Annotated in this window: 19 protein-coding genes; 13 read left to right on the top strand and 6 right to left on the bottom strand. The window is 70.1% G+C overall.

The features are described 5' to 3' along the window. Positions 1 to 32: 32 nt before the first annotated feature. Genes BMZ82_RS03965 through BMZ82_RS40555 form a run of 5 tightly spaced genes read left to right on the top strand, consistent with a single transcriptional unit; the run spans position 33 to position 5,709 of the window. Entirely contained in the window at positions 33 to 2,291 is a 2,259-nt protein-coding gene (locus tag BMZ82_RS03965) for an iron-containing redox enzyme family protein (protein WP_093771652.1), read from the top strand. After that, positions 2,288 to 2,905 (top strand): LysE family translocator, encoded by a 618-nt coding sequence (locus BMZ82_RS03970; RefSeq protein ID WP_093771654.1) that lies wholly within the window; start codon positions 2,288 to 2,290, stop codon positions 2,903 to 2,905. The genes BMZ82_RS03965 and BMZ82_RS03970 overlap by 4 nt, the downstream gene beginning before the upstream one ends. Continuing rightward, positions 2,905 to 3,645, top strand: coding sequence for a YggS family pyridoxal phosphate-dependent enzyme (locus tag BMZ82_RS03975; protein WP_093771656.1), 741 nt, complete (start codon positions 2,905 to 2,907; stop codon positions 3,643 to 3,645). Before BMZ82_RS03970 ends, BMZ82_RS03975 begins: the two co-directional genes overlap by 1 nt. Beyond that, the gene (locus BMZ82_RS03980) at positions 3,638 to 5,518 is read left to right on the top strand and encodes a carbamoyltransferase family protein (protein ID WP_093771658.1); all 1,881 of its coding nucleotides are present in this window, start codon (positions 3,638 to 3,640) and stop codon (positions 5,516 to 5,518) included. The genes BMZ82_RS03975 and BMZ82_RS03980 overlap by 8 nt, the downstream gene beginning before the upstream one ends. 26 nt (positions 5,519 to 5,544) lie before the next feature. Beyond that, a complete protein-coding gene (locus BMZ82_RS40555; RefSeq protein ID WP_177244363.1) occupies positions 5,545 to 5,709 on the top strand; it encodes a hypothetical protein in 165 nt (54 codons plus the stop codon). Positions 5,710 to 5,796: 87 nt separating this feature from the next. Here BMZ82_RS40555 and BMZ82_RS03985 read toward each other — a convergent pair whose 3' ends face one another. The 4 genes from BMZ82_RS03985 to BMZ82_RS04000 all read right to left on the bottom strand — a co-directional run bounded on the left by BMZ82_RS03985 (position 5,797) and on the right by BMZ82_RS04000 (position 9,904). After that, a complete protein-coding gene (locus BMZ82_RS03985; RefSeq protein WP_093771660.1) occupies positions 5,797 to 6,828 on the bottom strand; it encodes a LacI family DNA-binding transcriptional regulator in 1,032 nt (343 codons plus the stop codon). A gap of 75 nt (positions 6,829 to 6,903) precedes the next feature. Beyond that, positions 6,904 to 7,740: an ATP-binding cassette domain-containing protein gene (locus tag BMZ82_RS03990; RefSeq protein ID WP_093771662.1), complete on the bottom strand. Its 837-nt coding sequence runs from the start codon at positions 7,738 to 7,740 to the stop codon at positions 6,904 to 6,906. Next, on the bottom strand, positions 7,737 to 8,732 hold the full coding sequence (locus BMZ82_RS03995; RefSeq protein WP_093771664.1) for an ABC transporter permease: 996 nt from the start codon (positions 8,730 to 8,732) through the stop codon (positions 7,737 to 7,739). Before BMZ82_RS03995 ends, BMZ82_RS03990 begins: the two co-directional genes overlap by 4 nt. A gap of 155 nt (positions 8,733 to 8,887) precedes the next feature. Beyond that, positions 8,888 to 9,904 carry a sugar ABC transporter substrate-binding protein gene (locus tag BMZ82_RS04000; protein WP_093771666.1) on the bottom strand — a complete coding sequence of 339 codons (1,017 nt, stop codon included), beginning with the start codon at positions 9,902 to 9,904 and terminating at the stop codon, positions 8,888 to 8,890. Between the two features lie 201 nt (positions 9,905 to 10,105). On the opposite strand from BMZ82_RS04000, the gene BMZ82_RS04005 reads away from it, so the two are divergent. Together BMZ82_RS04005 and BMZ82_RS04010 are read left to right on the top strand one after the other, a co-directional pair. Then, positions 10,106 to 11,068 (top strand): carbohydrate kinase family protein, encoded by a 963-nt coding sequence (locus tag BMZ82_RS04005; RefSeq protein WP_093771668.1) that lies wholly within the window; start codon positions 10,106 to 10,108, stop codon positions 11,066 to 11,068. A gap of 203 nt (positions 11,069 to 11,271) precedes the next feature. Further along, positions 11,272 to 11,574: a putative quinol monooxygenase gene (locus BMZ82_RS04010; protein ID WP_093771670.1), complete on the top strand. Its 303-nt coding sequence runs from the start codon at positions 11,272 to 11,274 to the stop codon at positions 11,572 to 11,574. 99 nt (positions 11,575 to 11,673) lie between these two features. On the opposite strand, the gene BMZ82_RS04015 is transcribed toward BMZ82_RS04010, so the two are convergent. After that, complete coding sequence (locus tag BMZ82_RS04015) at positions 11,674 to 13,614, bottom strand: ATP-binding cassette domain-containing protein (protein ID WP_093771672.1); 1,941 nt, start codon at positions 13,612 to 13,614, stop codon at positions 11,674 to 11,676. An 869-nt stretch (positions 13,615 to 14,483) separates the two neighbouring features. Between BMZ82_RS04015 and BMZ82_RS04020 the strand changes: the two genes are divergently transcribed. Beyond that, positions 14,484 to 15,068 (top strand): dihydrofolate reductase family protein, encoded by a 585-nt coding sequence (locus tag BMZ82_RS04020; RefSeq protein WP_093771674.1) that lies wholly within the window; start codon positions 14,484 to 14,486, stop codon positions 15,066 to 15,068. Further along, on the top strand, positions 15,065 to 15,478 hold the full coding sequence (locus BMZ82_RS04025) for a VOC family protein (protein WP_093771676.1): 414 nt from the start codon (positions 15,065 to 15,067) through the stop codon (positions 15,476 to 15,478). The genes BMZ82_RS04020 and BMZ82_RS04025 overlap by 4 nt, the downstream gene beginning before the upstream one ends. 180 nt (positions 15,479 to 15,658) lie before the next feature. Here the strand turns inward: BMZ82_RS04025 and BMZ82_RS04030 are convergent, their stop codons facing one another. Then, entirely contained in the window at positions 15,659 to 16,216 is a 558-nt protein-coding gene (locus BMZ82_RS04030) for a TetR/AcrR family transcriptional regulator (protein WP_093771678.1), read from the bottom strand. A 73-nt stretch (positions 16,217 to 16,289) separates the two neighbouring features. Here BMZ82_RS04030 and BMZ82_RS04035 point away from each other — a divergent pair, with 73 nt between their 5' ends. The 4 genes from BMZ82_RS04035 (at position 16,290) to BMZ82_RS41160 (ending at position 21,871) form a co-directional block, all read left to right on the top strand. Continuing rightward, the gene (locus BMZ82_RS04035; protein ID WP_093771680.1) at positions 16,290 to 17,447 is read left to right on the top strand and encodes an FAD-dependent monooxygenase; all 1,158 of its coding nucleotides are present in this window, start codon (positions 16,290 to 16,292) and stop codon (positions 17,445 to 17,447) included. Positions 17,448 to 17,934: 487 nt separating this feature from the next. Next, entirely contained in the window at positions 17,935 to 19,188 is a 1,254-nt protein-coding gene (locus BMZ82_RS04040; RefSeq protein ID WP_177244364.1) for a L,D-transpeptidase, read from the top strand. Positions 19,189 to 19,836: 648 nt separating this feature from the next. Continuing rightward, entirely contained in the window at positions 19,837 to 21,318 is a 1,482-nt protein-coding gene (locus BMZ82_RS04045; protein WP_177244365.1) for a carboxylesterase/lipase family protein, read from the top strand. 352 nt (positions 21,319 to 21,670) lie between these two features. Further along, positions 21,671 to 21,871 (top strand): Tn3 family transposase, encoded by a 201-nt coding sequence (locus BMZ82_RS41160; protein WP_093771686.1) that lies wholly within the window; start codon positions 21,671 to 21,673, stop codon positions 21,869 to 21,871. Positions 21,872 to 22,034 lie beyond the last annotated feature (163 nt).

Below are 22,034 nucleotides of genomic sequence, written 5' to 3' on the forward strand. Positions count from 1 at the left end.
CCAGAAGCATCGGAACCACAGGAGGAGCGTCGATGCAACGCCAGCAGGCGGAGACCGGCACCGCCGGCCTCCGCTCCCGGGTCGCCGCGGCGGACTGCCGCACCCTGTACGTCCAGGTCGCGGACCCGGAAGGAATCCCCCCGCTGGTCACGATCCCCGACGAGCCGGCCGAGGCGCGAGCGGCGACCGCCGATGCCCTGGAGGAGTGGGAGTGCCGGGCCGGCGACTGGTCGGCCCGGGCCGGTGACCGCTATCGCGCACTCGCGGCCCGGGCCGCCGACCAGGAGTCGCGGGACGCCCTGGTCCGCCGGGCCGTCCTCGGCACGGCCCCGCTCGCGCTGGTCTCCGGTGCCTGGCTGCAGTGGCTGAGCGGTCCCGGCAACGGCGACAGCGAACTGACGATGCGCACACTCTCCCTCTACGCCCAGGACCTGGGCGCCGGGCATCCCCGCGCGGACCGGGGCAGCGCGTATCTGGCGCTGCTGCACCATCTGCGGCTCGCGGAGCGCGTCGTACCCGCCGCGCGGCTGGCCCAGGACCCGCAGGTGTCCGACCTGGCCTTCGCCCTGCCCGCGCTGCTCCTGGCCATGAGCCGACGGCCCGACGAACACCGCGCGGAGCTGCTGGGCGCGGATCTGTGCCTGCGCGCCGTCGGGCTGCTCCCGCCCCTTGCCGCGGTGCGCGAGCTGCTTCCGGCGGCGGCCGACTGGACCGCCCTGGACCCGGGGGCCGCCCGTCACCCGGACGCGCCGACCGGCCTCGCGCTCGCACGCGCCGCCGCTGCCGCGCTGCTGGCGGAGACTCCGGCCGCGCCGGGGCTCCTCACGGGTTTCCGCTGGGCACTGGACCTGCTGCGGCACTGGAGCAGCGGCCTCGACCAGGAGGTGTCGGCCGCCCTGGATCCGGCCTACGACATGGCGGAGCTGCTGAGGCTCCGGGCCCGCGAAGCAGCCCTGTACCACCGGGAGTTCGAGTTCGAGGGCCGCTCGCTCGGCGACTGGTTCACCGAGGCCCGCACCGCACCGCACGGCCTGCTCCGGGCCCTCGCGACCAGCCGCCTCGTCAGACCGGGACACCCCGAGCGCAGCCCACTGCTGCGCGGCCTGATCTCCGAGAACGGTCCGATGTTCCGGATCTTCTCACCCACGGACGAGGCCGTGATCCGACGCTGGATCCGTTCCCTGCCAACTTGCAACGGCTGTAAGGAAGTTGACCGTACGGAAGTTGGCCGTAAGGAAGTCGGCCGTGAGGGGGAGGGCCGTAGCGGGGCGGACCGTACCGGACAAGGCGCGGCACAGCCCCCGCCGCTCCCCGCACCCACCGTGGCATGGCGACGCGTCGCCGCACAGCCCGATCGGGCACCCGGTTCGCTGCGCGAGGCGTACCACCTCCTGCTCAGCCGTACGGACACGCGCGCGTTGCACCAGTACGCGACGGGATACGTGCACGGCCGGCTCGCTCGCTCCCGCGTCGGGTGGGACACGGCCGCGCATCTGCCTCCGCGCCGCCGGGATCCACGGGGGCTGCGCCCGTGGCTTCAGGAGCAGCACGACCGGCACGGCCGGGAATTCGAACAAGGGGCGGGCACCCCTCTGCCCACCAAGGAGGCGCTGATCGAGGCCACGGTGCAGCTCGCGCCCCTGACCCTGATAGACGGGAGCTGGCTGCAGGGCTTCACGGACTACGGCCATGCCTCCTCGGACGTCGGCCATCTCCTCTTCTCCACCTACTGGGACGAACTCGGCAACGGCGACCTCCACCTCAACCACCCCCTGATCTACCGCGAGGTCCTGCGGGAGATGGGCGTCGAACTGCCGCCCACGGCCTCCCGCGAGTTCGCGCGGTGGCCCGGGTTCCGCGACGAGTCGTTCGAGCTGCCGGTGTACTGGCTGTGCGTCGGGCGGCTGCCGCGTACCTTCCTGCCGGAAGTGCTGGGACTGAACGTGGCGATGGAACTGTCCGGCGTCGGCGGCAGCTACCGGCGCGCTCGCATCGCCCTGGAGAAGTACGGGTTCAGCACCCGCTTCGTCGACATCCACAACACCATCGACAACATCGCCACCGGCCACTCCGCCTGGGCCGCCGACGCGGTGGACGCGTACCTGGCCACCGTGCCCGCCGTACTGGGCCAGGGCCGCGAACCGGAGATCTGGGAGCGGGTCAGGACCGGCTACCGGTCACTGACCCCGCCCGACGGACTGCTCGCCAGAAGGGCGGCCCGCCAAGCCACCCGCGCGTACGAGACCCGGCAGAACCGTGAGAACCACGAGAACAAGGGAGAGACGCATTGAGCCAGGTCCTCGCCTTCATCGCTGTCGCCCTGGTGGTGAACCTGACACCAGGGCCGGCGATGCTGCACTGCGTCGCGAGCGGCGTCAGCAGAGGTCCGCGGGCCGGCGTCCGGGCTGCTCTGGGCGTGGAACTCGGGGTCTTCGTCTACGTCGTGGCGACCGTGACCGGGCTCGCTGCGCTCCTGGTCTCGGCTCCGACGGCGTACACCACGGTGCAGCTCATCGGAATCTGCTTCCTGACCTACATGGCCTGGACGAGTGTCCCGCGCGGCACGCAGGACGAAGGGGAGGACGGCGCCACCCAACAGGGTTCCGGGTCCCGCCCGTTCGTCAAGGGCTTCCTGCTCAACGTGTCCAATCCGAAGATCGCCCTGTTCTTCCTGACGATCCTTCCCCAACTGGTGCCCTCCGGAGCCGGCTCCTGGCAGTTGCTCGCCTTCGGGCTGGCCTTCAACCTCTCCGGATTCACCGTGAACACCCTGGCGGGCCTGCTCGGCCACCAACTCGCCCCGGCCACCGACCGGTTCAGTCCCGTACGCGGTGTCCTGCCCTGGATTCCTCCCGCGGTGTTCCTTCTCCTCGCCGCGGCCGCGCTGTGGAGTGTGGTGACGTGATGCGAGAACGACTGGAGGCCCTGCGGGCACGAACGGCTGCCGCGGCCGTGGCGGCAGGCCGACGCCCCGACGAAGTGGAACTGCTCGCCGTGTCCAAGGGACACCCGGCCGCCGCCGTCCGCGAGGCCCTCGCCCTCGGTCTGGAGCGCTTCGGCGAGAGCTACGTCGGCGAAGCCGTCCCGAAGGCGGCCGAACTCGGCGGCTCGGGTGCCCGGTGGGTGTACCTGGGTCCGATCCAGACCAACAAGACCAGGCTCCTGGCGGAGAACTTCTCCTGGGTGCTGGGGCTCTGCTCGCACAAGGCGGCCCGACGGCTCGACGCGCAGCGCCCCGACGGCCTGCCGCCGCTCCAGGTGTGCGTCCAGGTCAACGCCGACGGCGATCCGGCCAAGGCGGGCCTCGCCCCAGATCGGCTCGACCCGTTCCTGGAGTCGATCCAGGACCTGAAGCGCCTTACGGTCCGCGGCCTGATGACCATTCCGCGCAAGACGGAACCGGAGCCGGCGACGGGGGCGATGCCTGTGACCGGTCCACCCGCCTTCACCGTACTGGCCGACCTGTTCGCCAAGCACGTCGCGGCGGGGCACCCGTGGAACACCCTCTCCATGGGGATGAGCGGCGACTTCGAGGCCGCGATCGTTGCGGGATCGACGCAGGTGAGGATCGGGACGGCACTGTTCGGCCCGAGGCCCGGCAAGCCCGGCGCCCAGGCCGACGGAGAGGGCGCTCACCATGGCTGACCTCGTTCTGGGCATCTCCGCGTACTACCACGACAGCGCGGCGGCACTCGTGGACGGCGCGACCGTCGTCGCCGCGGCGCAGGAGGAGCGCTTCACCCGCCGCCGCCACGACCCGTCCTTCCCGGCACACGCGGTGACGTACTGCCTGGCCGAGGCGGGCGCGACACTGCGGGACGTCAGCGCCGTGGCCTACTACGAGGATCCGGCGCTCAAGTTCCGCCGCGTGATGGCCTCGTACGCGGGGGCCGCGCCGTTCGGCTTCGCCGCGTTCCGGGACACCCTGCCGGAATGGCTGAGCTGGAAACGGCGGCCCGAACAGACCATTCGCCGAGAGCTGGCGGCCCTCGACCCTGGCCCCGGCCCCGGCTTCGGCCTCGAAGCGGTGCCGGAGATCGTCTGCCGCCGCCATCACGAGTCGCACGCGGCCTCGGCGTTCTTCCCGAGCCCCTACGAGTCCGCGGCCGTGCTCTGTATCGACGGGGTCGGCGAGTGGGCGACCACCTCGCTCTGGCACGGACGCGCAGACCGGCTCGAACCCCTGGCCGAGCTGCGGTTCCCCCACTCGCTCGGCATGCTGTACTCCGCGTTCACCTACTTCTGCGGATTCAAGGTGGACTCCGGCGAGTACAAGCTCATGGGCCTGGCCCCCTACGGCACCCCCCGCTACGCGAACCTGATCCGCGAACGGCTGATCGACCTCAAACCCGACGGCTCCTTCCGCCTGGACATGCGCCACTTCGCGTTCCTGCGCGGTCAGGTGATGACCGGCCGCCGTTTCGAGGAACTCTTCGACGGTCCGCGCCGCCACCCCGAAAGCCCCCTGACGGAGCGCGAGTTCGACCTGGCCGCCTCCGTGCAGCAGGTCACCGAGGAAGCGGTGCTGCGGCTGGCCAGGGAGGCGCAGCGGCGCACCGGCGAGACCAGGCTGTGCCTGGCGGGCGGGGTGGCGCTCAACTGCGTCGCCAACGGCCACGTCATCCGCGAGGAGATCTTCGACGGCGTGTGGGTGCAGCCGGCGGCCGGTGACGCGGGCGGTGCCCTGGGCGCGGCGCTGGCCGTCGCGATGGAGGGCGGCGCCGAGCGCGCCCACCTCGGGAGCGGCCGGGACGCCATGTCCGGCGCCCTGCTGGGCCCCGCCTACCGCGACGAGGAGATCCAGGCGTACCTGGACGGCGCGGGTGTGCCGTACACCCGGCTGGGGACGGACGCGCTCGCGGCCAGGACGGCCGCGGAGCTGGCGCGGGGCAAGGTGGTGGGCTGGTTCCAGGACCGGATGGAGTTCGGGCCGCGTGCCCTGGGCGCGCGGTCGATCCTGGGCGACCCCCGCGACACCGGGATGCAGTCCGCGATGAACCAGAAGATCAAGTTCCGGGAGTCCTTCCGCCCCTTCGCACCGGCCGTCCTCGCCGACGACGCCCAGGACTACTTCGAACTCAAGCAGGAGAGCCCCTACATGCTGGTGGTAGCCGACGTAGCCGCAGCCCAACGACTGCCCGCACCGAACTCCACCACAGACGCCGACACGGAGGCCGGCCCCCGAGGACTGGACCGTCTGAAGATCCACCGCTCGACCGTCCCGGCCGTCACCCACGTGGACATGTCGGCGCGCGTGCAGACCGTGAGCCGGGAGGCCAACCCGGCCTTCCACCGCCTGCTGACCGCGTTCAAGGCCGAAACCGGCTGCCCGGTCCTGGTGAACACCTCGTTCAACGTGCGGGGCGAGCCCATCGTCCGCTCACCCGAAGAGGCGTACACGTGCTTCATGCGGACCCGGATCGATGTCCTAGTACTAGGCGGCTTCCTCCTCCTGAAAGAGAACCAGCCACCCTGGCACGAGGACGCCGACTGGCGCACCGAAATCCCCCTCGACTGACCAACCTGACAAGAGAGAACCGCCCCATGGCCCTCACCACAACCACAAGGAACCTTGCCCTCCTCCTGCTCTACTGGCTGATCGTCGTCCCGGCGGGGTCGGCGGCGAGGCTGGTCCGCGATCCTCTGCACCGAGTCGTGGACCGAGACGCCGAGAGCTACTGGATCGACACCAGACGCACCCACGCCTGACCGGTCGCGGCAGGACCACCACCGCCGGTCGACAGGCCAACTCCAGCCACTCCGACGAGCGCCTCACCCCGCACCGAACGCCTCCGCTCAAGCCTCTCGCGCGGTGTCCGTGGGGAGTTCGCCTGAGCCTCGGATGATGAGGCGGGTGGGGACGGTGATGGTGTGGGCGCGGGTGCGGTCGCCGTCGAGGCGGGCCAGGGCTCGGGCCGCCGCTGTTCTGCCGAGCTCTTCCGGGTCCTGGGCGACGACGGTGAGGGCCGGCTCGAGGGCCTCGGCGAGCGGGACGTCGTCGAAGGCGACGACGGCGACGTCCTTGCGTCCGCTGCGGGCGAGTTCGGTGACGATGCCCAGCGCGACGATGTTGTTGCCGGCGAACAAAGCGGTGGGGGGATCCGGCAGGCCCAGGAGTTGGACGGTGGCGTCGGACGCCCCGTGTTGGTCGTGGGCGCTGGTGAGCAGGGAGCGGTCGTAGGGGATGCCGGCGCTTTCCAGGGCCGTTCGGTAGCCGGCGAGGCGCTCGCGGCGGGTGTGGAGCTTGGTGGGCAGGTCGCCGACGAAGCCGATGCGCCGGTGGCCGTGGGCGATGAGATGGGCGACGCCGTCGTGCGCGCCCGTGCGGTTGGAGCTGACGACGCTGTCCGCGGCCAGGCCCGTGCCCGGCCGGTCGAGGAAGACGACGGGCAGGCCGGCGGCGCGGTGCGCCTTGAGATGGGTGTGGTCGGCGCCGACGGACGGCACGACGATGAGGATGCTGACGCGGCGGGCGAGGAACTTGTCCGTCAGGGCGCGTTCGCGGGCGGGATCGTCCGCGGAGGAGCCCATGAGCAGGGTCAGCCCGCGTTCGCGGACGGTGTCCTCGATGGCGCGGGCGACGGCCCCGAAGAACGGGTTGGCGAGGTCGGGGATGACCAGGCCGATGGTGGTGTCGGGTCCTCCGACACGGATGTTGCGGGCCATGAGGTTCGGCTGGAAGCCGAGCTTGGCCACTGCGGCCAGTACCTGTTCCCTGGTCTGCGCGGAGGCGGGCCCGTCCTCGTTGAGGACTCGGGAGACCGTCTTGGCGCTGACGCCGACTTCTCGGGCGACGTCGGCCAGGGTGGGGCGGCGGTTCGCTGCCATGGAGGAAACCGTCTCCTGAGGGCTCTCGGTTCCGGCCGCGGCCTCGGCCGGAAGGTGCGAGAGCGGGTTGTGCTGTCAGGTGGCCTGGACTCCGGCTGCCTTCGCTGCCTCCGAATCCGCTACGACAGTATCTCCGGCCTCGTCGATGGTGAGCGCGCCGGTCATGATGGCGACGACCTCGGCCATGGAGTAGTCGGAGGGCTTGATCAGGGCGCCGCGCCGGCCGAGGCGGTGGACGTGGATCCGGTCGGCGATCTCGAAGACGTGCGGCATGTTGTGGCTGATCAGGACGACCGGCATGCCCTTGTCGCGGACCCGGCGGATCAGGTCCAGGACCTGGCCGGACTCCTTGACGCCGAGGGCGGCGGTGGGTTCGTCCATGACGACGACGGAGCGCGCCCAGGCGACGGAACGGGCGACCGCGACGGCCTGCCGCTGTCCGCCGGACAGCGTCTCCACCGACTGCGTCAGCGAGCGCAGGCCGATCTTCAGGTCGGCCATGTGCTCGGCGGCCTCCTGACGCATGCGCTTCTTGTCCAGCATGCGGAAGACATTCCCGAGGACACCGGGGCGGCGCAGCTCGCGGCCGAGGAACATGTTCGACGCGATGTCCATGGAGGCGGCCACGGCGAGGTCCTGATAGACCGTCTCGATGCCGTGGGCGCGTGCGCTCTGCGGGCCGGAGAAGGCGATGGGCTCGCCGTTCAGCCGTATCTCGCCCGCGTCGGGGACCACCGCGCCGGTGAGAGCCTTGATCAGGCTGGTCTTGCCGGCGCCGTTGTCGCCGATGACGGCGAGGACCTCGCCGGGCAGCAGGTCGAAGTCGGCGCCGTCGATGGCGGTGACCTGGCCGTACCGCTTGATCAGACCGCGGGCCTGCAGCACGGGCGTGGGGGAGGAGGTGGCGGTCATCGGGCCTTCTTCCGGGAGATCTGGTCGACGGTCACCGCGAGGATCACCAGGACGCCGGTGATCAGGGTCTGGTAGATGGAGGCGACGCCCATCAGTTGGAGGCCGTTGCGGAACACGCCGACGATGAGGACGCCGATGAAGGTGCCCAGGACCGAGCCGCGGCCGCCGAAGAGGCTCGTGCCGCCGAGGACGACGGCGGTGATGCTGTCGAGGTTGTCGGTCTGCCCGGCCTGCGGGTCGCCGACTCCGGTGCGGGAGATGAGCAGCAGGGCGGCGACGCCGTACAGCAGACCGGCCACGGTGTAGATGCCGATGGTCAGGCGGGAGGTGCGGATGCCGTTCAGCCGGGCGGCCTCGGCGCTGTTGCCCAGGGCGTAGACATGGCGGCCCCAGCCGGTGCTGCTCAGCGCGTAGGCGAGGAGGAGGAACAGGGCGATGGTGACCAGCGAGCCGTAGGTGATGTCGGTGTGGCCGAGCGGGAAGGTCTCCCCGAGGGCCGTCAGCGAGCCGGGCAGGCTGGTGACGGTCTGCTCCTCGGAGTAGATGTGCGTCAGCGCGAACGCCACGTTGAGCATGCCCAGGGTCACGATGAACGGCGGCAGCGGGATCTTCTGCACCAGAAGCCCGTTGAGCAGGCCGAACCCGCCGCACACGGCCAGCCCCAGCGCGATCGCGACGAGCGGTGGCACGGAGCCCTCGGCCGCCATCTTGGCGATCACGATGCTGCCGAACGCCATCACCGCCCCGCACGACAGGTCGATCCCCGCCGTCAGGATGATCAGGGTCTGTCCGATGGCGAGGGTGCCGACGACCATGACCTGCTGCACGATCAGCGAGAAGTTGCCGCCGGTCAGGAACTGATCGGTCGAGAAGGCGAAGAAGGCGCAGGCCAGGAGGAGGGCGGCCAGAGGTCCGGTGGTCGGCGCCGTGAGCAGTCTGCGGGCCGCGCTCGGTGCTGTGAGCTCGGCGTACGGCGTGGTCGTGGCTGTCATGCGAAATCCTTGTCGGAAGACAGATGTCCTTGTCGGAGGACGAGGGCACAAGCCCCGCCGCCGGGACAAGGAGGGCGGTCGACCCTGGCTGGGGAGGGTGGGCCGCCCGCCCCGCTGAAGGGGAGCGGCGGTGTCGTACGGTCCTGAGGTGCGGCTCAGCCCCAGCAGTTCGCCAGGCCGTAGGCGGTGTCCTTGGAGGTGACCCCGGCCTGCACCTTGTCGGTGATCAGGGTGACGCCGGTGTCGGTGTAACCGGACGCCTTCTTGCCGCCCTTGGCGTACGTCACGACGGCCTTCACGCCCTCGGCGGCCATCTTCAGCGGGTACTGCTGCGAAGTCGCGGCGATCTTGCCGTCCTTGACGGCCTGGGTGCCGGTGCAGCCGCCGTCGACGGAGACGATCAGGACGTCCTTCTCCCGGCCCTTGGCCTTCAGTGCGGTGTACGCGCCCAGCGCGGCCGGTTCGTTGATGGTGTAGACGACGTTGATGCCGGGCGCCTTCTGCAGGCAGTTCTCCATCGCCGTCTGGCCCTTGGCCTGGTCGCCGCCGGTGTCCTGAGCGCACACGACGTCCTTGTCGGTGGCGCCGAAGCCCTTCAGGAAGCCGTTGTGGCGCTGGACGCCGACGGAGACGCCCGGCGCCAGGTCGAGGGCGGCTATCTTCGCCGTCTTGCCCTTCATGGCCGCCTTGGCGTACTCGCCGATCAGCTCGCCGGCCTTGAGGTTGTCGGTGGCGAAGAGGGCGTCGACCGCGCTCTGCGGGTCGGTCGGGGTGTCCAGGGCGATGACCAGGACACCCTTGGCGCGGGCCTTCTGGATCGCGGGCACGATCGCCTTGGAGTCGCTCGGGGTGATCAGGATGCCCTTCACCCCGGCGGCGACCATGTTCTCGATGGCGGTGACCTGCCCGGCGTTGTCCCCGTCGAACTTGCCCGCCGCGGTGGACAGTTGGGCGCCGTTCTCCTTGGCGGCCTTCTCCGCGCCCTCCTTCATCTTCACGAAGAACGGGTTGGTGTCGGTCTTGGTGATCAGACCGACCTTGACGCCGCCCGAGTCGGAGCTCGTGGAACCGGAACCGGAGCCGGACCCGCAGGCCGTCAGGGTGAGGGCCGCGACGCCCGTGACCGCGGCGACTCTGAGGAGGGAGGAGGAGAGGCGAGTGGTGCGAGACATGATCGACTCCTGTGGGATATAGCGAGCGGCACGGGTTGGGATCTGGAGCACGCCGCCCGGGTGTCATCGTTGACTTATGTCATCGTTGACACCGCCTGGCGAGGATGATGGACTCCGGATCCCGGCAACGTCAATGCCTTCCACTTGTCACAAATCGGCAACGTCAGATCCCTTCCGATCCTCTTCGAGAGTGAGCACCCGATGAGCCCTCGTCAGATCACCGTGCTGGGAGAGTGCGTCGCGGACGCCTTCACCGAACCGGCAGACGCCTCGAACGAACTCGTCCTGCGGGTGCTGCCGGGCGGCGGACCTGCGAATACGGCAGTGGCCCTGGCCCGCCTCGGCACGTCGGCCCGCTTCCTCGCCCGGCTCTCCGGCGATGTGTTCGGCCGCCTGTTCCGGGCCCACCTGGAGGCGTCCGGCGTGGACCTGTCGAACGCCGTCGCTGCCGCCGAGCCCAGCACGCTGGCGGTGGCGGAGCTGGACGCCGCGGGGCAGGCCGCGTTCTCGTTCCACGCGCAGAACACGGCCGACTGGCAGTGGACCGCGGAGGAACTGGCGCAGGTCGATCTGTCCGGCACGGCCTGTGTGCACACCGGGTCGCTGGCGCTGGTCAGTGAGCCCGGCGGGGCGGTGGTGGAGGAGTTCCTGGCGACAGCGGGGCTGCGGGCCACCGTCAGCATCGACCCCAACGTGCGGCCGCTGCTGGTGCGCCCCGAGGTCTACCGCGCCCGGCTGGCGCACTGGTGCGCCCTCGCCGACATCCTGCGGCTGAGCGAGGACGACCTGGAACTCCTCCTGCCGGGCACCCCGCCCGAGGAGGCGTGCGACACCTGGCACGCCGCGGGGGCGCGGCTCGTCGTGATCACGCTCGGCGCGGGCGGCGCCCTGGCCTCGCTCGACGGCGAACGGGTGCACGTGCCCGCGGTGGCCACGCGGGTGGTCGACACCGTCGGCGCGGGGGACTCCTTCACCGCCGGCCTGCTGCACCACCTCGGCGCCCTCGGACTCCTCGGTGGCCGACTCGCCGACCTCGGTCTCGACGAGGTCGCGGAAGCCTGCCGGTTCGGCGCCAGGGTCGCGGCCCTGACCTGCTCGGTCGCGGGTCCCAATCCGCCCTGGCGGGACCAGTTGGCGCAACTCACGGCCGCGGGCGGCGCCTGACGTTCGGGCGGGCCGCGCCGGGCGATCCCGCCCGAACCGTTGACGGACCGGCCGGATCTCGCCCATCATCGGGCCACTCGATGTCAACGATGACACACCTGGTCGGGGGCGTGGACGACGACGCCGTCGGCCAGGGCCGTCACCCTGCTCGCCCACACGTGCCATCCACACGTGACATCCACAAGCGACAAGGACACGAGAACGTGAAGAAGACCCTGCTCGCCGAGTTCACCGCCCGCGAGGGAACACAGGACGAGGTCGCCCGCCTGATCGGGGACTACGCCCTCAAGGTGCGCGCGGAAGAAGGCAACATCGCCTTCGACGTCTACACCAAGTCAGCCGACCCCCGCGCGTTCTGGATCTTCGAGGTGTACCAGGACGAGGACGCCTTCCAGGCACACCTGGAGGCCCCCTACGGGGGCCCTTTCAACGCCGCCCTCGTCCCGCTCATCGAAGAGGACGCCTCGGTGCTGACCTTCCTGAACCCATCGCCCCCGACCTCCTGACAAACCGTGCGGAGTCCCCGCGCGGCCGATGCCGCGCATGACGCGACGCACGTCCGCCGGCGCGCAGGCGGACGCCCGATGCGGGGCGGGCGCCGGGCATCAGGCGGTCTCGCCGCTCATCCGTCGCTGCAAGTTCCACAGGGACTGGAAGAGCCCTGGTTCCTGGGTGAGTTGGGCGTACGTGCCTTCCTGCACGATCCGGCCCTCGTCCAGGACGACGATCCGGTCGGCGACAGCGACGTTGGTGAGCCGGTGCGTGATCAGCAGGACGGCGCGGTCCTTGGCCAGTTCACGAAGGCCGGAGAAGATCCGGTGCTCCGCGCGTGCGTCGAGGGCCGCCGTGGGTTCGTCCATCACCAGCAGCGCCGCCCGCCGGTGGAAGGCGCGGGTGAGCACCAGCCGCTGCCACTGGCCGCCGGAGAGCTGCTGACCGCCGAACCACTCGCTGGTCAGCAGAGTGTCCAGGCCGGAGCGGAGGTCGGGCAGCAGCTCCGCGGCGCCGGACGCCTCGCACGCGGCGAGCAGGGCCGCGTCGCCGGTGTCGCCCTGCCCGAAGGTGATGTTGTCGCGCATCGTCAGCGGGAGGTAGGTGAACTTCTGCGGGACCAGGGCGACGTGCCGCCACGCCTCCCAGGGATCCATGTCCACCGTTGCGGCGTGGTCCCAGGCCACCTCGCCCTCGGTGGGCAGCAGCAGTCCGGACAGCAAGCGGGAGAGGGTGGACTTGCCGGAGCCGTTCTCCCCGACCAGGGCCACGATCTCGCCGCGCCGCACTTGGAGGGACACGCCCGTGAGGCTGTTCTGCGGTGCGCCGTCGTAGCGGTAGGTGACGTCGCGGACCTCGAAGCGTTCCGGGACCGCGGGGAGGGCCGCGGTGCCGCGGGAGTCGGACATGGCCTGGCCGTGGGCGTTGTCGAGGAAGTTCTGCCAGTCCTGCACGTACCAGCCGGTGCGCACCAGGCGGGCCCCGCCGTTGATGATGCCGCGCACGGAACCGGTGGCCGTCTGGAGAGCGAAGACCGCGCCCCCTCCGGCTGCCAGGCTCATGCGGCCGGAGGCGAGGAGCCACAGCAGTGCCGCCCACACCGCGCTCGAAGCCACCCCGCCGGCGACCGCCCCGGCCAGCCCCATCCACGCGCCCGTGTTCGCGGCCTTGCGCTCCGCCGCGTTGACGGAGGCGGCCAGCTTCCGGTACCGGCCGATCAGGAACGGGCCGGCCAGGCAGGCACGCATCTCCTCGCTGGACTCCATGTACGCCATGTGCCAGCGCAGCTTGCCCAGCATCCTGCGCCGCCCGGAGGTCTCCAGGCCGGCGAGGTAGATCACCCGTGCCGACCGGACGTAGGAGGCGGCCTGCGGCAGGCACGCGAGGAAGAGGAGGGGAAGGAGCAGCGGATGCAGAACGGTCAGGACGGCCGCGCCGGCCGTGAGCGTCGCGGTCGCCGCGAGCACGTCCTGCGCTTCTTCCACCAGGTCGGGGGTGACCTTGGCGCCGCGGTCGGCGATGTCGTAGGCGTCGTTGTAGCCGGGCTTGTTGTTCGCGGCCAGTTCCGCGCCGAGCGCGGCCTCGATCATCGTCAGCTCCGCCGCCCGGCCGAGAACCGGTCGCAGCCGCCCGGTCAGCCAGACGACCGTGATGCCCAGCAGCGCGCGCAGACCGGTGGCCGCGGCGATGACGGACAGTTGCGGGGCGGCGTCCCACAGCCGCTCGGCGATGTCCCCCGAGGCGATCAGCGCGTTGATCGTTCCGGTGACGGCGAGGAGGCCAAGGGCCGCGAGGACACCGGTTCCGACCTGGCACGTCAGCAGCCCGATGGTCGCGCTCCGGTCGACTCGCCAGGCCATTTTCAGGGAACGCAGCACGAGCGCGGGCAGCCGCCGCGCCATGGTGCGGGTCGTCAGCAGCGACCCTGCCTGGAGCCGGGACTCATCCCGGTAGAGGAACTCCTCCTCTCGAACACCGGCTCCTTCCGACCCGTCGTCCCGCGCGGTGCCGTTCGGTGGCTGAGGCGGCTGTTCTTGTGTGATGGCCGAGGTCATCGTTCCCCCTAGGACGGTCGCTACGGCGGAGTCACGAGGACCAACGACCCCGCAGCAACTTCGAACACACGTCATTCGGACGCGCTCTGGAGCCCGCAATCGCGGGCGCGGGGGAGCACGCCGGGCCGCGAGCCCTGGTCCGACACAGGGCGACTGAGCATCCGGAATGGCCAAAACGCCGACATCGCCTTCACATGGAGCCGAACCGGAGGGACGCTGCGTGGGCCGGTCCGCCGATCCGCCGATCCGCCGATCCGCCGGTCCGTCCGTCGCCCAGCGGATGACTGGCGCAGGGCGGTCGCGGTCGGCTGGCATTTCGGCGGCTGAGCGTCGGCGCGGTAGGACGAAGGGGCTTCAGCTCCAGACGTTCGCAGGCGCGTCGTCGATGTACGCCCATAACCGCACGCCCCCGGCAGGTTGCCACTCGCCCAGAACAACCAGCCGCCACCGTCATGGAACTCGGCCGTCCGCCACCCGGAGCCGAAACGCGCCCCGCGCAGCGATCCAGCCGCCCTGGTGCCGCAAGTCCCCGAAGATCAGCGGGGTGTTGCCGCTTCTCTACCTGTCTACCTGCACGACTGCGCCCGCCGTCGCGGCATGCGCGCTTCCGTAATCCGCCCAGAGCCGATGCACAAAGGGCCGTGAACGCACCCCACCTCGTTAGCCTGCTGCCAGCCCCCTCAGAGGCAGAGGCAGAGGCAGAGGCCGGAGCGGAGACTCGGCAACAGGCCCGGCAACAGGCCCGGCGGGTTGGGCCGATGAGTCTGCCGGTTGCCTGAAGTCTTCCTTGTGACGGTCCCGCCCGTCGGCGGATCAGGAGAAAACGCCGGATCCCGGTGTGGTGTCACGCGGAAGAGATGGAGGCCAGGATGGACAATCCGATTCGGCTGTACATGTCGATGTCGCTCGACGGCTATATCGCCGGCCCGGACGACCGGCCTGGTCAGGAGCTCGGACGCGACGGCGGACGGCTCTTCGACTGGCTCGACGACCGGGAGTCCGACGGTCCGAGCGGCCAGGTGTACCGCGAAGCGCTGGCGACCGGCGCGGTGATCTCCGGCCGTCGGACGTTCGAACTCGCCGGGCGCTGGCAGGGCGACCACCACGACGGCGTGCCGATCCTCGTCCTCACCCACCACGTGGATGACGGGGACGTCCCACCCGGCCACGCGCGTTTCGTCACCGACGTCGAGGACTGCGCCCGTCAGGCCCGCGCAGCCGCAGGGGATCGGCCGGTCATGGTTCATGGTGCGGGCGCGGCCCAAGCGCTTCTGCGATCCGGGCAGGTCGACGAGATGGAGATCCACCTGATTCCGGTCCTCCTCGGGGACGGCCGACGGCTGTTCGACCACCTGGGCAGTGATCACATCGAACTCGACCTCGTCCGACGGCTCGAGGACCGAGACGTCACGCACCTCCGCTACCGGGTGCGCCGACCCGAGGAGGCCGCGTGAAGACGCTCTTCGTCTCCTACCGCGTCACCGACCTGGACCGCTCGCTCGGTTTCTACACCGCCTTGGGCTACGTCGAACTGGGCAGGGTCGAGAGCGCCGACGGGGCTCGCCTCACGATCCTCAAGTTCCCCGAAGAACCGGCCGCCTCGCTCGAACTGGTCCACCGCCCCGGCGACGGACCGGTCGACGTGGGCAGCGGTTTCGACCACCTCGCGATCCAGGTCGAAACGCTCGACACCACCCTGCGGACGCTGACCGAAGACGGCCTGGGACCCGAACCCCTCCAGTACCCGGGCGGCCCGCACGGCCCGAAGACGTCGTGGCTCACGGACCCGGACGGTTACCGGATCGAGTTGGTGGAGTGGCCGTTCGGACACCCCGACGGCATCACGGCTGCGGACTTCACCTGAGGCGGTCATGGCGACCTGCGGCGTGACGAAGCCCCCGGCATCGGTGCGGCTGCGGCGCAACGCGAGGGCGACATCCCACCCTATCCACAGGTCCTGCCCACAGGTCTCGACGATTGCTCGGGACGGGGGACCGGGGGCGGGGGACCGAGAACCGTGGATGGGGCCGGGTCCGTCTGCGTCCTAACGCAGGGCGGCGGCGACCAGGCCCTCAAGGGCCTCGCGCGGTACTTCGCCACCGCTCACCAGCCGGTCGAAGACCAGTCCGTCGATGCAGGTCAGCAGGGTGTGCGTGCGATTTTCGACGTCCGTCACGCCGTGCGCGGCGAGGAACAGCCGGACAGCATCGCGGCCGGCGTTCTCGCGGGGTACGAGGATCTCGCGCAGCTCCCGGTCACGCACGCTCTCGACGGTGCAGGCGTAGCGAGCGAGCGAGCGGCGGCGGCCCTCGCCGGTGAGTCGCTGTCGGGCGAGCAGCGTCATGCCGTCCACCAGTTCCTCAACGGTGCGCAGAGGAGGAAGAGCTTCGGCCATCGTGTGCAGTTCGGCCTGGTCGAGTTGGACCAGGCGGGTGACCAGTCCGGTGAGCAGCGCGGCTCGGGTGCGGAAGTAGGCGGACGTGGTGCCGGGCGGCATGGCCGCCTTGCGGTCGACTGCACGGTGGGTCAGACCGCGGACCCCGTCGTCGGCAAGTACGTCGAGAGCCGCGTCCGCGAGAAGGGTGCGCCGATCCGAAGCCATGACCCCTTTCTACACCTGTAGAGCCCCAGCTAGAGTCATCCTTCTACAGATGTAGAAGGATGGGGGCTTCGGCATGGGCAACACGGCAGTGGTGGTCGGAGGGGGCATCGGCGGACTGGCCGCCGCGATCGGCCTGCGCCGCATCGGATGGGAAGTGACGGTCGTCGAGCGCGCGTCCACGCTCGACGACGCGGGAGCGGGCATCTCACTGGCCGCCAACGGCCTGCGGGCACTGGACGAACTCGGCGTCGGCGACGCGGTACGGGACGCCTCGCGAGGCCAGTACAACGGCGGCACTCGCACACCGCGCGGCGGCTGGCTGGCCCGGATGGACGGCTCGGCGCTCGAGAAGGCGGTGGGTAGGCCGATCATGGGCATCCCCCGCTCCACCTTGCACCGACTGCTCCGCGATTGCGTCCCCGCCGAGGCACTGCTGATCGGCTCCGAGGCGGACTCGGTCGAGCAGCTCAGCCCCCGCACGGTTCGTGTCGTCTGCGGCGACACGGTCCTGGACGCCGATCTGGTGGTGGCGGCCGACGGCATCGGCAGCAAGGTGCGCAGCCAGCTTTTCCCAGCCCACCCGGGCCCGGTCTACAGCGGCTCGACGGTACTGCGAGCCATCACCGAGCAGGCGGTCGACCTGCGCACCGACTTCGAGCTGACCTGGGGGCGCGGGGCCGAGTTCGGGCACATCGCCTTCCCCGACGGGCGGGCCGAGTGGCACGCCGTCCTCAACCTCCCCGCCGGGATGCGGTTCACCGACCCACTGGACGAACTGCGCAGACGATTCCACATCTGGCACGACCCGATACCCACCCTCCTCGACGCGACCCGGCCCACGGCCGTGCTGCACCACGACGTCAACGAACTCCGCACACCGCTCCCCTCGTACACGGTCGGCCGGACCGCGCTGCTCGGCGACGCGGCACACGCGATGACCCCCAACCTCGGACAGGGCGCCTGCCAGGCGCTGGAGGACGCGATCACCCTGGCCGCCGCGCTGGCCACCGAGCCCACCGTCGAGGCCGGGCTCGCCCGCTACGACGCCGAGCGCCGACCGCGCAGCCAGTCCGTCGCGCGGGCCGCCCGCCGTGCCGGGCGGATCGGCCAGCAACTCTCCCACCCACTGGCCGTCGTCCTACGAAACACAGCGATGCGGCTGACCCCCTCCCGCACCGCAACACGCATGATCCTCCGCCACCACGTCTGGGCCCCACCACAACTGACCTGATCCGACCCACGCCCCGCCAACTCACCAGCGGTCTCGGCGTTGGCGGTCACGGTGGGCCAGGAGTAGCCGGCCCCCTTGGCTGTCCGGGTCGGCCTGCGGTCCGCTAAACGGACCGCACAACGGTCCGGGCGGCGGTCCCGGCGGCGATCTCGACGTAGACCGGCCGGAGTCCCCAGCGAGAAGATCGTGGAACTACGCCTCACCTGGCTCTCCCGGTAGCTGTTGCTGCCGACAGGCACCAGCGCGACCGACCCCGGCGGTGACCGGGGCGTGGTCACCCTCCAGAGGGACGGAGGCTGCGAAGTCTCTGGCGTGTCCAGGGGCGAGCCAACCGGCTAACGCGCCTACCGGATGGAGCAGAGCTGCCGCCCGCCAATGCGTGGCCTTCGCCACAATTTACCCATTTATGGACATATGGATGTCTTAGTGGTTTCAAGGCTGGTTGCACTCCTTCGGCGATCAGCACAGGGATGCAGAGTCCAACGGCATGGAGAAGCCTTTGATCACGCTCTATAGACGACGCACCGGGCTGGTGGCTACCGCCGGCGTACTCGGGGGCATACTCGCGGTCACGGCCCTCGGCGGTACGAGCAACGCCGCCACCGGCAGCAACGGCGCCGGGAACCCCCCGAGACCGCAGGCGCGGGTAAGTCAGTCGGGCACCCAGGAAGCCTCCGACGCCCGAATAGAGATCACGCCCGGCCAGGGTGTCCACGGCGTCGGGATCAACGACCCGGTCGGTGTCACCGTCAGTAAGGGCAAGCTCGTCAAGGTGACCATGACCGCCGTCGCGACCGGTGTCGAGATCCCGGGCACTCTGTCTGCGGACGGCACCTCCTGGAAGCCGGACGGCCGACTGGAGCGTGCCACCAAGTATCAGATCGCGGCGGAGGCCGAGGACGCCAAGGGCCGCTCCGCCACCGGCAACGCCACCATCACCACGGTCTCCCCGGCCAACGACTTCATCGGGCACGTCTCCCCCGAAAACGGCTCGACCGTCGGCGTGGGCATGCCGGTGACGGTCGACTTCGACACGGCGATCAGCGACAAGGCGGCCGTGGAGTCGGAGATCCAGGTCAGCTCCAGCAGCGGCCAGTGGGTCGTCGGTCACTGGCTCAACGACCACCGTCTGGATTTCCGCCCCGAGACTTACTGGAAGCCCGGCTCCACCGTCACCGTCACGCTCACCCGCGACGGCGTCCAGAAGACGGTCACGTTCAAGATCGGCCGGAGCCAGATCAGCACCGTGGACGCAAAGACGAAGCAGATGACCGTCGTCCGGAACGGCAGGACGATCAGGACCATCCCGATCTCGTCGGGCAGCCGCGAGCACCCGACGTACAACGGTCGGATGGTGATCTCCGAGAAGTTCAGCCACATCCATATGAACGGTGCGACCGTCGGCCTCACGGAGAAGGACGGCAAGCCCTCGTACGACATCAAGGCCGTACCGCACGCCATGCGCCTGACCGACTCCGGCACCTTCATCCACGGCAATTACTGGGGTGCCGACTCCGTCTTCGGCAAGGTCAACACCAGCCACGGCTGCGTAGGCCTCAAGGATGTCAGGGGCGGCGGCGACGGCAGTAAGCCCGCCGCATGGTTCTTCGACCACTCGATGATCGGTGACGTCGTGGTCGTCAAGAACTCCGCGGACAAGACCACGCTGGCCGCGGACAACGGCCTCAGCGATTGGAACATGGCGTGGAGCGAGTGGATCGCAGGCAGCCCGACCACCTGACACGGCCATCGTCGTCCGGCGGCTGCGCGGACCCACTGAGGCCGTAGCCGCCCCGACGAGAAGCTGACCGTCGTCATCGTCCTGCCGCCGGGTATGACCGGGACACGCTGGTCCGCCGCTGGTACGTCCATCGCATCCGTCTCGACAGCGAGAGCATCGCTCGCCGGGTGCGTATCGGCCCCGAGGCCTTCGCGCAGCCCACCGCAAGATGACTGAGCGGGGGCTGCCGACCGCACAGGAGCACGCCCGGGCGCAAGACGATGCGCACGTTAGTGAGGAGCTCGCGCCCGCACTGGACCAAGACGAGTTGCCCGCGCTGCCACCGTAGAGATCGGCCCGCTCGAGCTGGCGTCATCGAAGGTCTCCGTCGGCCACACCTGGGATCAGCCGCACCCGGCGAATGGGTGGTTCCGCTTTTCGACCACAAGACCTTGAGACTTCAATATCCTTCCATTGCTGCGTACTGCACAACTCCAGTACGTCGAGCGGTGAAAGGACAATCCCCCCATGTTCCGAGCCCGTCGCACAGCCGCCGTAACGTGTCTAGCGACCGTGCTGTCTGTGTTAACCCCTGCCTCTGCTCTCTCCTCCACCTCTGCCCCTGGTGCCGATCCCGCCCGGACCGCATCAGGATCAGGCAAGTCCCCGGTGATACAGACCACCGCCGGCCCGATCCGGGGCCAGGCGACCGCCGAGGGGCGGCAGTTCCTCGGCGTCCCGTACGCCGCCGATCCGGTCGGCGCGCTGCGCTGGCGTCCGCCGCAGCCCCACCCGGCCTGGAAGGGCATACGCGACGCCACGGCGTTCGGCCCCCGCTGTCTGCAGGGCACGAACCCCCAACAGGCCACCTACACCGAGAACTGCCTGAACCTGAACGTCTACACCCCGGCGAACCCGCGGCGGCTGCCCGTGATGGTGTGGATCCACGGCGGCGGCATGATCCAGGGCGGCGGCAAGGACTACGTCGCCGACCGTTTCGCCGCGGACGGCAACGTGATCGTCGTGACCATCAACTACCGCCTCGGTGCCTCCGGCTTCCTCACCCTGCCCGGTGTGCAGGGCAATTACGGCCTGCTCGACCAGCAGGCGGCGCTGCGTTGGGTACGCGCCGACATCGCCCGCTTCGGCGGCGACCCGCACGCGGTCACCATCGCCGGCGAGTCCTCGGGCGGCCGTGCCGTGTGCACCCAACTGGCCTCGCCCACCGCACGCGGCCTTTTCCGGGCCGCGATCAGCCAGTCCGCGTCCTACCGCGACTGCGCGGCCATCCCCGTCAAGACCGCCGAGACCACCGGCCGCGCCTACGCCGAAGCCCTGGGCTGCACGGACACCGAACCGGACACCGAACCGGACGCCGTGCTGGACTGCCTGCGCACCAAGACCCCGCAGGAACTTCTCGCCGCACAGTCCGGCCGCGGCTGGGGACCCGTCGCCGGCGACCGCGTGCTGCCGCGCCAGCCCGCCGAGACCTTCGCGGCCGGTCAACAGGCCAAGGTGCCGGCTCTCTTCGGCACCACCCGCACCGAGGGACGCTACTTCGACTACTTCGACTTCGACGGCAAGGGACAGCCGCTGACGGCGCAGCAGTACCCCCAGACCATGCGCGACTGGTTCGGCGAGGACATCGCCGACGAGGTGCTGGCACGTTATCCGCTGACCGGGTCCCCGACCCCGACGCTCGCACACGCCGCCGCCCGCGGCGACCGGGACTATTCCTGCCCGACCGCACGGGTGAGCCGGCAACTCGCCCAGGGCGCGCCGGTGTACCAGTACGAGTTCGCGGACGTGACCGGTCCGCCCGCCGAGAATCTCCGCAACCAGAACACCGACTACGACTTCGGGGCCACCCACACCAACGACCTCCAGTACCTCTTCCGCCACAACGGACACGAAGCACCGTTCAACGCCGAGGAACGGGAACTGTCCCGCCAGATGATCCAGTACTGGTCGTCGTTCGTCGCCCGCACAGTCCCCCGCGCCCCCGGCCTCCCGGCGATGGCCGACCAACGCCTGCGGCCCGGCGAGGTGACGGTCCTCCAGACCACGTCAGCCGGCGGCCCACACCAGGCCGACGACTTCACCGCCGCCCACCACTGCGCGCTGTGGGACACACGCGCAACCACCAGCTAAACCACCCCCCCACCTCCCCGGCCACACCACGACAACCAGGGACACCCCCGCCGAGCAACCGTTACCGACTCCAGGGGACGAACACGACGTCGGCCTCCACGACCCATTGCGGCCGCGAAGGCCGACGTCGCCGTTGCACGCCACGAAGATCGACAGATCTCCCGAGAAGACGGCCCGACCAGCACCTGGTCACCTGGAACAGGCCGAGCGCGAACACCGGATCCCCCTCGTCGGACCATCTCCGACACCTGCATCGCGCTGTTCACGCACTCCATCCCATGCGGTGTGGGGGAAGCCGTCCACATCATCGAGGGCCTGCTCAAGAACACGAGCGAGCTGAAGCCGACCACCCATGCCCGCCGATATCCAGGGCCAGGCCTTCCCGGTTCGTGCCCTGGCTCATCTGCTGGGCTTCGAGCTCATGCCCAGGATCAGGATCAGGATCAGGATCAGGATCAGGAACTGGAAGGACCTCACCTTCTACCGGCCCGCCAAGCAGACCGAGTACCTCCGCATCGAGCCCTGTTCGGCAAAAGCGGCCGTAACGTCATGACGTCATCGACTTCGACCTGATCGAGTCCCGGTTTCGGCACCTGATGCGGGTGGCGATCCCCGTTCGGGAGGGCGCCGTCTCCTCCACCCTGTTGCTGCGACGCCTGCGCTCCGGCTTCCGCGAGAACGCACCTGCACCGCTTTTCGCTGACCCCCGTACGACC

The organism is Streptomyces sp. yr375 (genome assembly GCF_900110755.1).
Taxonomy (GTDB): Bacteria; Actinomycetota; Actinomycetes; order Streptomycetales; family Streptomycetaceae; genus Streptomyces.

Bases quoted from the DNA above. Each gene is read 5' to 3' on its own strand.
- BMZ82_RS03965 (WP_093771652.1), top strand. From the start codon at position 33: ATGCAACGCCAGCAGGCGGAGACCGGCACCGCCGGCCTCCGCTCCCGG.
- BMZ82_RS03975 (WP_093771656.1), top strand. From the start codon at position 2,905: ATGCGAGAACGACTGGAGGCCCTGCGGGCACGAACGGCTGCCGCGGCC.
- BMZ82_RS03980 (WP_093771658.1), top strand. From the start codon at position 3,638: ATGGCTGACCTCGTTCTGGGCATCTCCGCGTACTACCACGACAGCGCG.
- BMZ82_RS40555 (WP_177244363.1), top strand. From the start codon at position 5,545: ATGGCCCTCACCACAACCACAAGGAACCTTGCCCTCCTCCTGCTCTAC.
- BMZ82_RS03985 (WP_093771660.1), bottom strand. From the start codon at position 6,828: ATGGCAGCGAACCGCCGCCCCACCCTGGCCGACGTCGCCCGAGAAGTC.
- BMZ82_RS03990 (WP_093771662.1), bottom strand. From the start codon at position 7,740: ATGACCGCCACCTCCTCCCCCACGCCCGTGCTGCAGGCCCGCGGTCTG.
- BMZ82_RS03995 (WP_093771664.1), bottom strand. From the start codon at position 8,732: ATGACAGCCACGACCACGCCGTACGCCGAGCTCACAGCACCGAGCGCG.
- BMZ82_RS04000 (WP_093771666.1), bottom strand. From the start codon at position 9,904: ATGTCTCGCACCACTCGCCTCTCCTCCTCCCTCCTCAGAGTCGCCGCG.
- BMZ82_RS04005 (WP_093771668.1), top strand. From the start codon at position 10,106: ATGAGCCCTCGTCAGATCACCGTGCTGGGAGAGTGCGTCGCGGACGCC.
- BMZ82_RS04015 (WP_093771672.1), bottom strand. From the start codon at position 13,614: ATGACCTCGGCCATCACACAAGAACAGCCGCCTCAGCCACCGAACGGC.
- BMZ82_RS04020 (WP_093771674.1), top strand. From the start codon at position 14,484: ATGGACAATCCGATTCGGCTGTACATGTCGATGTCGCTCGACGGCTAT.
- BMZ82_RS04030 (WP_093771678.1), bottom strand. From the start codon at position 16,216: ATGGCTTCGGATCGGCGCACCCTTCTCGCGGACGCGGCTCTCGACGTA.
- BMZ82_RS04035 (WP_093771680.1), top strand. From the start codon at position 16,290: ATGGGCAACACGGCAGTGGTGGTCGGAGGGGGCATCGGCGGACTGGCC.
- BMZ82_RS04040 (WP_177244364.1), top strand. From the start codon at position 17,935: ATGGAGAAGCCTTTGATCACGCTCTATAGACGACGCACCGGGCTGGTG.
- BMZ82_RS41160 (WP_093771686.1), top strand. From the start codon at position 21,671: ATGCCCGCCGATATCCAGGGCCAGGCCTTCCCGGTTCGTGCCCTGGCT.